This window comes from Sphingorhabdus profundilacus (genome assembly GCF_009769755.1).
GTDB classification, from domain to species: domain Bacteria; phylum Pseudomonadota; class Alphaproteobacteria; order Sphingomonadales; family Sphingomonadaceae; genus Sphingorhabdus_B; species Sphingorhabdus_B profundilacus.
In genome coordinates, this window is sequence record NZ_SDWJ01000001.1 from 469,278 (window position 1) to 483,742 (window position 14,465).

At 56.8% G+C, this 14,465-nt stretch carries 11 protein-coding genes; all 11 read left to right on the forward strand.

Going from position 1 to position 14,465, the window contains the following annotated elements:
* The first annotated feature begins 2 nt into the window (after nt 1–2).
* The 11 genes from EUU23_RS02250 to EUU23_RS02300 all read left to right on the forward strand — a co-directional run bounded on the left by EUU23_RS02250 (nt 3) and on the right by EUU23_RS02300 (nt 14,464).
* Nucleotides 3–1,253: an aromatic ring-hydroxylating oxygenase subunit alpha gene (locus tag EUU23_RS02250; RefSeq protein WP_160352495.1), complete on the forward strand. Its 1,251-nt coding sequence runs from the start codon at nt 3–5 to the stop codon at nt 1,251–1,253.
* Nucleotides 1,250–2,503 (forward strand): sarcosine oxidase subunit beta family protein, encoded by a 1,254-nt coding sequence (locus EUU23_RS02255; protein ID WP_160352496.1) that lies wholly within the window; start codon nt 1,250–1,252, stop codon nt 2,501–2,503. The genes EUU23_RS02250 and EUU23_RS02255 overlap by 4 nt, the downstream gene beginning before the upstream one ends.
* Nucleotides 2,503–2,775 carry a sarcosine oxidase subunit delta gene (locus tag EUU23_RS02260; RefSeq protein WP_160352497.1) on the forward strand — a complete coding sequence of 91 codons (273 nt, stop codon included), beginning with the start codon at nt 2,503–2,505 and terminating at the stop codon, nt 2,773–2,775. Before EUU23_RS02255 ends, EUU23_RS02260 begins: the two co-directional genes overlap by 1 nt.
* Entirely contained in the window at nt 2,772–5,633 is a 2,862-nt protein-coding gene (locus tag EUU23_RS02265; protein ID WP_160352498.1) for a 2Fe-2S iron-sulfur cluster-binding protein, read from the forward strand. Before EUU23_RS02260 ends, EUU23_RS02265 begins: the two co-directional genes overlap by 4 nt.
* Complete coding sequence (locus tag EUU23_RS02270; RefSeq protein WP_160352499.1) at nt 5,626–6,132, forward strand: sarcosine oxidase subunit gamma; 507 nt, start codon at nt 5,626–5,628, stop codon at nt 6,130–6,132. Before EUU23_RS02265 ends, EUU23_RS02270 begins: the two co-directional genes overlap by 8 nt.
* Before the next feature lie 30 nt (nt 6,133–6,162).
* Nucleotides 6,163–7,761 carry a BCCT family transporter gene (locus EUU23_RS02275; protein ID WP_218939483.1) on the forward strand — a complete coding sequence of 533 codons (1,599 nt, stop codon included), beginning with the start codon at nt 6,163–6,165 and terminating at the stop codon, nt 7,759–7,761.
* Nucleotides 7,754–9,412 carry a choline dehydrogenase gene (betA, locus tag EUU23_RS02280; RefSeq protein WP_160352500.1) on the forward strand — a complete coding sequence of 553 codons (1,659 nt, stop codon included), beginning with the start codon at nt 7,754–7,756 and terminating at the stop codon, nt 9,410–9,412. Before EUU23_RS02275 ends, betA begins: the two co-directional genes overlap by 8 nt.
* Nucleotides 9,409–10,773 (forward strand): FAD-dependent oxidoreductase, encoded by a 1,365-nt coding sequence (locus EUU23_RS02285; RefSeq protein WP_160352501.1) that lies wholly within the window; start codon nt 9,409–9,411, stop codon nt 10,771–10,773. The genes betA and EUU23_RS02285 overlap by 4 nt, the downstream gene beginning before the upstream one ends.
* Before the next feature lie 10 nt (nt 10,774–10,783).
* On the forward strand, nt 10,784–12,061 hold the full coding sequence (locus tag EUU23_RS02290) for an MFS transporter (RefSeq protein WP_160352502.1): 1,278 nt from the start codon (nt 10,784–10,786) through the stop codon (nt 12,059–12,061).
* Between the two features lie 115 nt (nt 12,062–12,176).
* Nucleotides 12,177–13,166, forward strand: a complete 990-nt coding sequence (locus tag EUU23_RS02295) for a LysR family transcriptional regulator (RefSeq protein WP_246156036.1) — start codon at nt 12,177–12,179, stop codon at nt 13,164–13,166.
* Nucleotides 13,163–14,464: an alpha/beta hydrolase family protein gene (locus tag EUU23_RS02300; protein ID WP_160352504.1), complete on the forward strand. Its 1,302-nt coding sequence runs from the start codon at nt 13,163–13,165 to the stop codon at nt 14,462–14,464. The genes EUU23_RS02295 and EUU23_RS02300 overlap by 4 nt, the downstream gene beginning before the upstream one ends.
* Nucleotide 14,465 lies beyond the last annotated feature (1 nt).

Below are 14,465 nucleotides of genomic sequence, written 5' to 3' on the forward strand. Positions count from 1 at the left end.
CAATGGCGCGTTTTGAATCTATACAGGCACTTTTGCAGCAAGACCGGAAGGGGCATACCCTGCCGCGTGAGTTATATGTCGGCGAAGACGCTTTCCAGTTCGACACGCAGGTCATGCTGAAATCGGTCTGGCTTTACGCCTGCACTGCGGCGCACGTCAAAAATCCAGGTGACTTTTTTGTCTTCGAGGTCGGGCATAACGCGATCATCATTGTCCGGGGCCGCGACAATGAAATCCGCGCTTTCTGGAACAGTTGCCGCCACCGTGGTTCGAAAATTTGTGTGGAGCAGCGCGGACGGGTACCAAGGCTCATGTGTCCCTACCATCAATGGACCTATGGCCTTGATGGAAAGCTGCTCGCTGCGCGGAGCATGGCGGAGGATTTCGACAAGCAGGACCACGGGTTAAATCCGGTTGCGCTGGAAAATGTCGGTGGGCTAATCTTCATTTGCATGGATGATAATCCACCGTCGATTGAACGTGTTAAGGCCGATATCGAAGATCAAATCGCGATATATGACATCGAGCGGCTGAAGGTCGTCGTTCAGGACAATTATATCGAGGATGCCAACTGGAAGCTGGTGATGGAAAACAACCGCGAATGCTATCATTGCGACGCGGGGCATCCAGAACTGATCAGCGTGCTCGGCACCTATGGCTTTGGCAAAGGCCTGCCTGAAGATGGCGAGGCAGATGTTGTCGACGATGCCGCCTTTGACGCGATGGTGGAGGCCAAGCGGGCGCATTGGCAGGATCTGGGAATCTTCCGCGAGCTGATCGAATTTCCCGACGGCTGGTGGCACCGGATGGCGCGGCTCCCCTTGGCCAATGGTGCGGTGACCCAATCCATCGACGGAAAGCTGGCCTGCAAGAAGCTGATCGGACCTTTTACCGAGCCTGAAAGCTCAAGCCTGTCGGTTTGGACGCAGCCGAACAGTTGGCATCATTTCTGTTGCGACCATGTCGTCACATTCTCGCTCACGCCGGTTGCGGCCGGCAAGACGTTGTTGCGTACAAGCTGGCTGGTGCATGAAGATGCGGTTGAAGGCGTGGATTATGACCCCGATCATCTCGCCGCCCTTTGGCGCACAACCAACACACAGGATGGCCATTTTTCGATGCTGAACCATCAGGGGATAAGCTCCGACGGTTACCAGCAGGGGCCGTATGCGGTTGAGGAAAAGCTGGTTGAGGATTTCAAGGATTTTTATGTGTCACGGTCAAAAGCCGCGCTGGAGCAGGTGAAGGCATGACCCGTTTCAGTGCCTTCAGCCTGTTTGCCAAAGCTCTGGGCGCGCACAAGGATTGGCCCGAGCAATGGCCCGATGCCGCGCCTAATGCAGCCTATGATGCAATCATCGTTGGCGGCGGCGGACATGGCCTTGGCGCGGCTTATTATCTCGCCAAGAAATATGGCATCACCAATGTGGCGGTGCTGGAAAAAGGATGGATTGGCGGCGGCAATACCGGCCGCAACACGACGATCATCCGGTCCAATTATCTCTATGACGAAAGCGCGCATCTCTACGACCATGCAGTAAAGCTGTGGGACGGGCTTAGCCAGGAACTGAATTACAACACCATGTATTCCAAGCGCGGCGTGATGATGCTGGCGCATAACGTCCATGATATCCAGAGCTTCAAACGGCATATCCATGCGAACCGGCTGAACGGGGTCGATAATGAATGGCTGACGCCTGAAGAAGCCAAAGCCTATTGTCCGCCGCTCAATATCGCGGCCGATGCCCGCTATCCGGTTTTGGGCGCCGCGTTGCAGCGTCGGGGCGGAACGGCGCGGCATGATACGGTGGCGTGGGGATATGCACGGGCAGCGGCTGCGCTTGGGGTGGATATCATCCAGAACTGCGCTGTTACCGGTATCCGCCGCGGCGTCGATGGCGCGATCGAGGGCGTGGAAACGACGCGCGGTTATATCGCATCGAAGCGGGTTGGCGTGTCTGCGGCAGGCAATACGTCTGTCGTCATGCAAATGGCAGGCCTCGATTTCCCGCTCGAAAGCTATCCTCTGCAAGCGTTGGTATCCGAACCGATCAAGCCGACATTTCCCTGTGTGGTTATGTCAAACACGGTTCATGCCTATATGAGCCAGTCGGACAAGGGCGAGCTGGTAATCGGTGCTGGAACCGACCAATATGTCAGCTATTCGCAACGCGGCGCGCTGCATATTGTCGAGCATACCCTGGCTGCGATCTGCGAGATTTTTCCGATTTACCGGCGGGTGCGGATGTTGCGGACATGGGGCGGCATCGTCGATGTGACGCCCGACCGGTCACCCATATTGGGCAAGACGCCGGTCAAGGGTCTCTATGTCAATTGCGGATGGGGAACCGGCGGGTTCAAGGCGACGCCTGGGGCGGGGGACTTGCTGGCCTATACAATGGCCAAGGACGAACCGCACCGGATCAACGCGCCGTTCAATCTCGACCGGTTCCGCAACGGGCGGTTGATTGACGAAGCTGCGGCAGCAGCGGTGGCACACTGATGATCCTGATCCATTGCCCCTATTGCGACGAACAGCGTCCCGAAATCGAATTTGCCTATGCCGGCCAAGCGCATATCGCGCGCCCCGTCGATCCCGATACCTATAGCGATGAAGAATGGGAGCGTTTCCTGTTCATTCGCGCCAATCCGCGCGGACGGCATCATGAGCGCTGGCGGCATAGCCATGGCTGCGGCCGCTTTTTCAACGCGGTGCGGGATACCGTTACAGACAAGTTCGAAACAACCTACAAGGCAGGGGAGCCCCGCAAATGAGCGGCTATCGTTTACCTGCCGGTGGTCGTATCGACCGCAGCAAGCCGGTCGCGTTCCAGTTCGACGGAAAGCGCTATCAGGGTTTTGCCGGTGATACATTGGCGTCGGCCTTGCTGGCAAATGGCGTGTCGCTTTTTGGCCGGTCGTTCAAATATCACCGGCCCCGCGGGCTTTTGGCAGCGGGCAGCGAGGAGCCTAATGCGCTGGTTTCGGTCCATCGCGGGCCGGGGCGTTTTACCCCCAATTTGCGCGCGACCAATGTGGAAATTCATGACGGGCTGAATGCGAGCAGCCAGAACCGCTGGCCTTCTCTGAAGACCGATTTTGGCGCGATCAACGACCGGCTGGGGATGTTCTTTCCCGCCGGTTTCTACAATAAGACCTTCATGTGGCCGCGCTCATTCTGGGACCGGCTGTACGAGCCTGCGATCCGTAAAATGGCGGGCTTGGGCGATGCTCCAACTGAAGTTGATCCTGACAATTATGCCGCGACCTACGCACATTGCGATCTGCTGATTGTGGGAGCAGGGCCTGCGGGTCTGGACGCCGCGCTGGAGGCTTCGGGTACTGGAAAGCGCCTCATCCTGATCGACGAACAGGATGAGGCTGGCGGCGGGGCCTTGGCCGACCCGGCTTTATGGCCTTGGCTGGAACGCAGCATGAAGGCATTGAGTTCGGCGGCCAATGTGACCATCCTGACGCGGACGACGGCCTTTGGCTATTATCACGATAATTTTGTCGGGGCTGTCCAGAGGCTGACAGACCATCTGCCTGCAAATTCGGAAGCCCCGCGCGAAAAATTGTGGCGCATCCGGGCGGGTGAAGTGCTGTTGGCGCAAGGGGCGATTGAACGTCCGCTGGTGTTCGATGGCAATGATACGCCCGGCGTCATGCTGTCATCGGCGGCCAAGATATTCGCCAACCGCTATGGTGTCGCCGTCGGCAAATCGCTTGCCCTTATGGCCGTGCACGATAGCGGCTGGCATGATGTTTTCGCCCTGAAAAAGGCCGGTGTGGGCATTGCGGCGATTATCGATGCGCGCGATGTGGTGGATGAAAGCTTGCTGGCTGAGGCAGCCGCGCTGGGAGTCGCCGTCCATCTCAACCACAGTGTGATCGGTGTCAAAGGCCGGCATCAGGTAGCTTCCATCGAGATTTGCGCCAACGGCAACGATGTCCGCCGCAGCATCCCCTGTGACGCATTGTTGATGGCAGGGGGTTGGACGCCGAGCGTCCATCTGTGGTCGCACAGCAAGGGCAGCCTGAAATGGCGCGATGATCTGGGCGCTTATGTACCGGATCAGCCCAACGAAAATTGCCGCAGCATTGGGGCCTGCTCGGGTGATTGGGATTTTGGCACAGGCGCTGTGTATGACGTTCTGCCGACACCCAAGGATCAGGCGCGGATCAAGGCCTTTGTCGATTTCCAGAATGATGTGACGGCAAAAGACATCAACCTCGCGGTGCGCGAAGGCTTCCGGTCGATCGAGCATATCAAACGCTATACGACGAACGGTATGGCAACCGATCAGGGCAAGACGTCGAACCTGAACGGCCTGCAAATCGCCTCGACCGCTTTGGCAAAGGCTGTGCCCGACATAGGCCTTACGACGTTTCGTCCGCCTTACACGCCGCAGACCTTTGGGGCGTTGGCGGGCCATGCGAAAGGCGCGTTGTTTCAGGCGACGCGTACCACCAATATCGACGGTTGGGCCGAAGAAAATGGTGCGATTTTCGAACTGGTCGCGCAATGGCGCCGGGCGCGTTACTTCCCGAAATTCGGGGAAGACATGCACGCGGCGGTTAATCGCGAATGTGTGGCCGTGCGTAACAGCGTCGGCATATTCGACGCATCGACCCTGGGCAAAATCGAGGTGGTCGGCCCGGACGCGGCCGAGTTTTTGAACCGCATGTATACCAACCCGTGGAAGGCGCTTGAACCGGGGCGTTGCCGCTATGGTCTGCTGCTCAAGGAAGATGGCTTCATCACCGATGATGGCGTTTCCGCACGGCTGGCACCGGACCGGTTCCACCTGACCACGACAACGGGCGGTGCGGCGCGGGTGTTGAATATGATGGAGGATTATCTCCAGACCGAATGGCCTGACCTCAACGTCTGGCTGACGAGCACGACCGAGCAATATGCAGTTATCGCGCTGCAGGGCCCCAACGCCCGCAAGCTGCTGGAGCCGCTGGTGGAGGGCATCGACCTGTCGGCAGAAGCATTCCCGCATATGGCAATCCGCGAGGGCCTGATCTGCGGCATTCCCACGCGCCTGTTCCGCGTCAGCTTCACCGGCGAACTGGGTTTCGAGATCAACGTCCCCACCGCCTATGGCCGCGCCCTTTGGGAACGGTTGATGGCCGAAGGTGCGGACTATGGAATTACACCTTATGGCACCGAAACGATGCACGTCTTACGCGCCGAGAAAGGCTTCATCATTGTCGGGCAGGATACGGACGGCACGGTTACGCCTTATGATGCTGGTCTCGACTGGGCTGTCGGCAAGAAAAAGCCGGATTTTGTCGGGCGGCGTTCGCTGGCACGGCCTGATATTATAGCCGTTGGCCGCAGGCAGTTGGTCGGTTTGCTGACCGAAGACCCCAAGATGGTGCTGGAAGAAGGCGCGCAGATTGTGGCAGACCCCAACCAGCCTGTTCCCATGACCATGATCGGTCATGTCACCTCCTCTTACTGGAGCGAAACGCTCGGGCGTTCGATCGCCATGGCGCTGGTTGCAAATGGTCATGCGATGTTGGGCGAGACAATTTATGTTCCGATGCCAGACGGCACACACAAGGCGGCTATAAGTTCTATGGTCTTTTACGATCCGCAAGGAGCGCGTTTGCATGTCTGACACCCTCACACGCACCGAACCCGTGTCCTCCGCACCTTTTGTCGGGGAAGGCATATCCATTAGTCTTGCGGTACCCATGATGCGCTATTCACTGCGCGCGCGTCAGCCGCAGGCGCTTGAAACCCTGCTCGGGGTCAAGGTGCCCACGAAGATAGGCGCAATGGAAGAGGGAATTGCGTGCCTTGGACCCGATGAATGGTTGCTGCGCGAGCCAATAGGTTCCAAGCTAGTCAGTGGCGCAGGGTTGCCTGTGTCGATCGTCGATATCAGCGAACGGGCGATCTGTCTTGTGGTGGAGGGACCACGCAGTGCGGAAATATTGAACGCGGGCTGCCCGCTTGATCTGGATAGGTTCGCGGTCGGACGGGCGACACGGACGATATTCGAAACCGTCGAAATCGTTCTGCTGCGGTTGGCCGAGGACCGGTTCCATGTCGAAGTCTGGCGCAGTTTTGCACCATGGATGTGGACCGCACTGACAACAGCGGCGCGTCACTAACATCAAGTCGATACCAAGGGGGGGAACATATTGGCGGATTGGGATAAAGCGATTGATCTGGGGGATTACGGCAAGTCGAACCGTAACTGGCTGGGTATGCACATCAACCCCGCAGTTTTCCTGCCCACAGCCTTTATCTCGCTCGCCGTTATCCTATTCAGCCTTGTCGCCCCGCAAACATCGGCGGATCTGTTCTCCGCCTTGCGGAGCGGGGCGGTGGACCATTTCGATTGGTTCTTCATGTCTGCAGGAAATGTGCTTTTGCTGTTCTGCGTGATCGTGGCGCTCTCCCCGCTCGGCAATATAAGGCTGGGGGGCAAGGGAGCAAAGCCTGACTATTCCCGGCTGTCCTGGTTCGCGATGCTCTTTGGCGCCGGGATGGGCATTGGCCTCGTCTTCTATGGCGTGGGTGAGCCGGTGACCCACTTCACGACTTCGATGGCCGGAGGATCAGGCGCACCTTTGGGCGGCGCGACGGGAGACGCCGCGGCTGCGCGGGGGCTAGCAATGGCCGCCACGATATTCGACTGGGGGCTCCATCCTTGGGCGATCTTCACGGTCACGGGCCTTGCGCTGGCGGTGTTCAGTTTTGACTATAGAATGCCGCTATCTATGCGGTCCGCATTCTATCCCCTGTTTGGCAAAGCTGTATGGGGCAGGGCCGGGGATGTGATCGAGATATTGGCAGTGCTGGCCACCATATTCGGTCTCGCCACTTCCTTGGGTCTGGGCGCGCAACAGGCGATGGCGGGGATCAGCTATCTCTATGGTGTGTCGAGTTCCTCGACGACGATATTGATACTGATCGCCGTAATGGCTGCGGTCACTTTCCTGTCGGTTCGGGGCGGCATTGACCGGGGCATTCGCATCTTGAGCGAGGTCAATATGTGGGTCGCTTTTGCGTTGCTGGTCTTCGTCCTGTCGACGGGATCCACGCTGCAATTGGTCGGCGATCTTGGGCGCAATATTTTCACCTATCTCAGTCTTCTGCCTGCACTTTCCAACCCGGTCGGCCGGACCGATACGGGTTTCTATAATGACTGGTCGGTCTATTATTGGGCATGGTGGATCAGCTGGGCGCCCTTTGTCGGTATGTTCATGGCCCGCATTTCACTTGGCCGCACGGTCCGTGAATTCATTGCAGGCGCAATGATTGCGCCGACATTGCTCGGCATCATCTGGCTGACCATTTTCGGCGACGCCAGCATCGCGCATATTGTGGCAGGGAATGGTGCGGAATTGACGAAGGCATCACTGGATACGCAGCTGTTCGTCCTGCTCGCATCGTTGCCCTGGGCGCAATTCACGTCTGTCGTCGCGATTGCGCTGATCCTGATCTTCTTTGTCACCGGATGGGATTCAGGCACCCTTGTGATCGACACAATGACGTCGGGCGGGCGTACCGACACACCGCTGCGTCAGAAGACAATCTGGCTTTTTGCCGTTGGTGGCATTGGAATCGTCCTGCTGCTCAGCGGTGGCCTGACGTCGTTACAGGCGGGTGCCATTGCGACGGGCTTGCCGCTTGCGGGCGTGCTACTTTTGATGTGTGCCGGGACGTTGAAGGGTCTGCTCGCCTTGCACCGCCAACCTTCACATGGGAAAGTCATGGATATTATCGATGGCTGAGCGTTACGATTTCATCATTGTGGGGGCAGGATCGGCGGGATGCGTGCTGGCCGATCGGCTAAGCGCCGATGGCGAGAACCGGGTGCTGGTGCTGGAATATGGCGGGTCGGACAGGTCTGTCTTTATCCAGATGCCGAGCGCGCTTTCGATCCCGATGAACACGCGCAAATATAATTGGCGGTATGAAAGCGAGCCGGAACCCCATTTGAACGGACGCCGGATGCACGCGCCGCGTGGCAAAGGGCTTGGCGGGTCGTCGTCGATAAACGGACTCGTCTACGTCCGCGGCAATCCTCTCGATTTCGAACTTTGGCAGGACCAAGGCGCGCAGGGTTGGGGCTATGCCAATGTTCTCCCCTATTTCAAACGGGCCGAGCGACGCGATGAAGGCGGCGATAGCTACAGGGGCGGGGATGGTCCGCTCGACACACGCTATGGGCCGATGCGAAACCCGCTATATCAGGCGTGGATCGATGCCGCAGCGCAGGCCGGCTATCCCATCACATCCGACATAAATGGCGAGCAGCAGGAAGGCTTTGGCCGGATGGATATGACTGTGCGCGACGGTGCGCGGTGCAGCGCGGCCAAAGCCTATTTGCGGCCGGCGATGAAGCGCGCCAATCTGACCGTCGCCACGCACGCCATGGCCGAACAGATCGTAATGGAAGGGCGCAAGGCCGTCGGCATCCGCTATCAGCGGGCAGGGCAGACGCATGTCGCCTACGCCAGTCGCGAAGTCATTCTGTCGGGCGGTCCGATAAACTCCCCCCAATTGCTTATGCTGTCGGGAATAGGGCCATCTGCAGAATTGCGCCGTCACGGCATTGAAATCGTCGCCGACCGTCCCGGTGTCGGGGCAAATTTGCAGGATCATCTGGAATTTTATTTTCAGATCGCCTGTAAAAAGCCGGTGTCGCTTTACCCTTATATGAACTGGTTTGCCAAAGGGCTGATCGGGGCCCAATGGCTTTTGACCCGCAAGGGGCTGGGGGCAACCAACCATTTTGAAAGCTGCGGATTTATCCGGAGCCGGGCGGGTATCAAATATCCCGATATCCAATATCACTTCTTCCCGCTTGCGGTTCGCTATGATGGCAAGTCCATGGTCGAAGGGCATGGATTTCAGGCGCATGTCAGCCCCATGCGTTCCAAAAGCCGGGGCAGCATCACATTGCGTTCGGGGGATGCGAAGGACAAACCGATTATCCGCTTCAACTATATGAGCCACCCCGATGACTGGGCCGAAATGCGGGCAGGTGTCCGTTTGACGCGCGAGATTTTTGCCCAGCCCGCGTTCGACCCCTTTCGCGGTGAAGAAATCGCACCCGGCGCAGATGTTGTGTCGGATGATGATATAGATGCCTTCATTCGGGAGAAAATCGAAAGCGGCTATCACCCTTGCGGGACATGCAAGATCGGGGACGCCGCCGATCCGATGGCGGTTGTGGATAACGAATTGAGGGTCATCGGTGTTGATGGGCTGCGGGTTGTCGACAGTTCGGTTATGCCATCGATCACCACGGGAAATCTGAATGCTCCGACCATCATGATCGGCGAAAAAGGTGCAGATCACATTTTGGGCAAGCCGTTGCTGGCGCCGTCGAACGCACCCTATTATGTTGCCGACAATTGGGAAACAGCCCAGCGATGACGTCGGTCATTCATGAGCCTGCGCGCCAGGTTGACGTTATACGCGAAACGGACGTGCTGGTCGTCGGCTCAGGTCCCGGCGGACTTGCCGCGGCTTTGGCGTCGGCGCGGGCGGGTGTCGAAACGATCCTGCTTGAACGCTATGGATGTTTTGGCGGCAACATAACGCAGGTCGGTGTCGAAGGCTTCGCCTGGTACCGTCATCCGCAAACGATCGACAGCGAAGGCATCGGCCGCGAATTTGAAGAGCGCGCCAAGCAAATGGGTGCAGCGATGCCCGAACCGCAATCGATCAGCCATAGTCTGGACGCCGAAAGCTTCAAATATGTGGCTGACACGCTGGTCGAAGAAGCTGGCGTTATCCCCATGCTGCACCGCCTGTTTGTCGCCCCCATCATGGAAGGCGATACGATCAAAGGTGTGATCGTCGAGAGCAAAGCGGGGCGTGAGGCGATACTTGCCAAGCGGGTTGTGGACGCCACGGGCGATGCCGACATTGCCTATCGCGCCGGTGCCCTGACGCACAAGCATCCGGTGGACGAGATGATGTCGGTGTCCGTCATGTTTTCGATGTGCGGCGTAAACAAGACGCGCTTCATTGATGCGGTCAAATCAGATCCGCAGACCTATAGCGACTGGGCGGTAGGTGGCGAGTGGGAGGTGACGACATCGGGAAAAGAAGACGAGATGTTCTCCCCGTTCTTGCGAAAGCCCTTTCAAAAAGCGTTGGAGGCAGGACTTATTCCCGACAGCGTGAAGACCATGGCGGGGACGTGGGGGACCGTGTCGGATCAGGGGGATCTGACCTATTTGAATATGTGCCATCTCTATCTGGACGGAACCGATCCTGATGCGCTGACCCGCGGGGAAATGGAGGGGCGAAAACAGGCGATGCACGCCGTAAATGCGCTGAAGGCTTTCATGCCAGGGTGCGAGGATGCCAAGCTCCGCAACTTCGGGATGACTCTTGGTATCCGCGACACGCGCAAGATTGATGCCGCTTATAATATGAAGGCGGATGATGTGCAGGGTGAGGCGCGGTTCAGCGATAGCATCGGGATTTTTCCGGAATTTATCGATGGCTATGGATATTTGATTCTGCCGACAACGGGTCGATATTTCCACCTTCCCTATCGCGCGATGCTGCCCAAGAGGGTCAGGAATTTGATCGTAACGGGCCGTACAATCGGCGGCGACAAGATTAGTCATGCGGCGGTGCGGAACATGATGTGTTGCGCCGTTGCCGGACAAGGCGCGGGCATCGCGGCGGCCATAAGCATAATGTCGGGTGTTGAATTTGCAGAAGTCGACATCGCAATGCTGCAAAAGGAATTGCGGCGCCAAGGCGCGCGAATAGATTAGGAAACGGCCAATGCCAGATAAACACATCAAATGGATTATGTTGGCGCTGGCCGCGTTTACGATCATGGGCAGTTATTATACTTATGATTCAATCGCACCGGTGGCGGGACTTCTGCGGGATGAACGGGGATTCAGCCAATCCCAGATCGGTATGCTTAACGCAGTGTTCAATTTGCCTAATATCGCACTGGCGCTCATCGGCGGGATACTGATTGATCGAATCGGCGCGGCAAAGGCAATACTGATTGCGACCATTATTTGTACAATAGGTGCAAGTTTGACGGCCGTGGGGGAGCCGTTCGGGCTGATGCTTTTTGGGCGTCTTTTGTTCGGCTTGGGCAATGAAACGCTTTACATCGCGCTGCTTGTCGGAATCGCGCAATGGTTTCATCTGGGCGGCGGCGCTCTTGCCATTGCTTTATTTTTCTCAATGGCGCGGGTAGGTTCTTACAGTGCGGATAAGTCGACAAGCTGGTTTGCCGATGTCTATGCCGCCGGGTGGCAAGCCCCGCTTTGGCTTGCGGCCGCGCTGACGGCGACAGGCGTGTTTACGGCGCTTATCTACTATCTCGTCGACAGGAAATTGCCGCACCTTCGCGCAGTAGGTCAAAAGCCAGAACGTTTCATGCTGAAACAGCTAACCGGATTTAGCCGTTCTTTCTGGTATATATTGTGGCTTAACGTGCTTTTCGCGAGCGTCTTTTTCCCGTTCCGTTCAACCTTTTCTATCCAGTATTTTATGGATGTGAAAGATATGAATCTGGCCGATGCCGGAACTGCAAATTCCTATGTCTTTGCTGCGGCAATTTTTGCCACACCGGTTTTCGGATTGATCGCTGATCGTATCGGACGTCGGGCCAGCCTGCTCGGATTTGCAGCCGCACTCATGCCGCTTACCTTTTTCATTCTGGCAACGACCGACTATGGATTATGGGTCACAACCTTGCTGATGGGTATCAGTTTTTCCGTAATTCCTGCCGTTATCTGGCCTTCCACAGCGATGCTGGTCGAAAAACACCGGGTTGGGACCGCATTTGGCCTGATCAATATGATCCAGTCGCTCGGTCTGGCCGCTGCCAATTTTTGCGCGGGCTATTTAAATGATGTAAATCAGGCCGGACCGGAAAACCCCCAAGGCTATGACGCAATGCTGTTGATGTTTGCTGGCATGAGCCTGATTGCCTTCCTTTCCACGCTGCTGTTGATCATCCGCGAACGTCGGCAGCCCGGGAGAGGTATCGAAGCACGATTTATCGGCCAAAGTGATGCCGCGATGCAACGCCACTAAAGGAATATGTCCTTATAACGAAAATGCATGGCACTATTACTTGTTGCGTGGAATAGCCATTAGCCAAGGTAATGCTGGCCCTTCGGCCCGCACGCGCGCTTGGGAGGGCTGCTGCTTGAAACTGCCGCAGGAATTTGATTTACACGCGCTGGAAGTGTTCGTGATGACCGTCGAACTTGGCGGAATGTCCCAATGCGCGACCCATTTGCAGGTCACGCAATCCGCCGTATCCCAAACTATCGCAAAATTGGAAACGGGCATTGGCGCGCCCCTTTTCGACCGTACCATGCGGCCATTAGGTCTGACCGCCAGTGGCAAGTCCCTTTTCGCGCGCGGCCAGAAATTGATCGCGCACGCTAGGCTCGCTTATGACGAAGTTCGGGAAGGCGCGAACCTTCCGATATCAAGTGTGACTGTTGCTTTATCATTTAGCCTGGCAAACCAACTGACTGCGCCGATATTGGGAACATTGGGCAATCGGGCCGACCGGTGGAATATCCGCTCTGGGATTTCGATGGAACATCAGGGCGAGTTTCTGGCGCGCGATATTGATATGTTGGTGACTGGCAGCTTCAATCTGGAACATCGCGACACGGTTGAATTGCATCCGGTGTTTGAAGAGAGCTTCATTTTCGTGTTCCCGAGAGATTATTGTGAGCCATTGGATGTTGTAGGATTGCCATCGACCCTTCCATTCATAAGGTTTTCCCGGCTAACAGGAACAGGCCAGCAGATCGAACGGCAGATTGTGCGGATGAAGCTGAAACTGCCCCAGTCTGTCGAGGTGGAATCGTCGCACCAGCAACTCTCTCTGGTAGCTGCGGGACTTGGCTGGACAATTACAACACCGGGTTGCTTTGCTGCTGTGAAGGAGCTGTTTCCGAAATTGCGTGCCGAACCGATGAAGCGGGGGCGTTTTTCCCGTTCGGTTCAAGTCGTCGCACGTACTAATGAATTGGGGGATATACCCCGGCTGACAGCGATGCTTTGCCAGCAGGTTTTGCAGGAACAGATATTTCCGCCCGTTATCGAAGAATATCCTTGGATGGCGCAACAATTGATGTGGCCCAAAGTCGGGCTGGAGAATGAAGAATTGATGGCATGAAAAAATGGGTGGCTGCATGGATGCTTCTATTTGCCATTTTGCCACTGCATGCGCGTGTGCCGAGTGCACCAGGCGTCGACGCACCCGAACTTGCCGCTTTGGGGAAAAGCGCCGTCGGGTTCCGCACGTTTTCATTTATACAGCGCAATCAGCCCGACGTGGAGAATGCCGATCCTGAAAAGGATGTCCTGTTTCGCAAAGACCGGCATTTGCGTGTCGATATCTGGTATCCGGCGACTGTCAGCAAGGATGCAAAGCGCGTTCGTTATACAGGAAGCCTTTGGGGCGAACCACCTTTGCCTCCTGTGTCTTTTACCCAGAATGGGCTGGCCGTGGCGGATGCCAAACCTGTCGGCACCCGGCACCCGCTGATTATCGTCAGCCATGGCTATAGCAATAATCCGGCAGTGATGACGTGGCTGACTGAAAATCTTGCATCCAAGGGATATGTGGTTGCGGCCATTCATCATCGCGACCCCAATCCCTATGTGGTCTCGGCGACCAATCGTGCCGCGCCGAATTTTTATCGTCCAAAGGATATAGCGTTCATCAGTGAGCGGTTACGCGACACCTTGGGTAATCTGATCGATCCTGACACAATTGGATTGATCGGATATTCACAAGGTGGATATGGTGTGTTGACCGCAGGTGGTGCGACGCTTGATCCTGATGGCCCGAACATGAAATTGGTCGCCGGTGGGGCTTTGAAAAGCATTGCGCGAGGGGCTACCGACGAAAACCTTATAAAGGTTCGCGGTGTAAAAGCCATTATTGCGCTTGCTCCGGCCGGTGGTTTGCCAAAAAGTGCGTGGGGTGCCGAAGGGTTGGCGGCAATCAAGGCCCCGCTGCTATTGATTCAGGGCGATCAAGATCCTGTGGTCGATTATAAAAGTGGCGCGCTTGCAGTATTTGGTGGCGCGACACACGCCGAACGCTATTTACTGACATATCGTCAGGCGGGGCACTCCATCGCCCTCAATCCCGCACCGACCGAAATGCAGCGCAGTGTTTGGGATATGGATTGGTTTGAAGACCCAATTTGGCGGCAGGACCGGATAATCGGCATCAACCTGCATTTCATCACGGCATTTCTTGCCGTGCAATTGCGGAACGACAAAGCGACGCGGGCATATCTTGATGTGCCGATTGCAGATTCGGACCTGGGCGAGTGGAATGCGCCTGCCGGAACGCCTTGGGGGGCGTATAGCCCCGGCGCTCCGGATGCGACCTTGTGGAAGGGTTTCCAGCGACGCCATGCGCGGGGCATGGAATTGCGCCATGCGGAGCCTGCAAAATAGC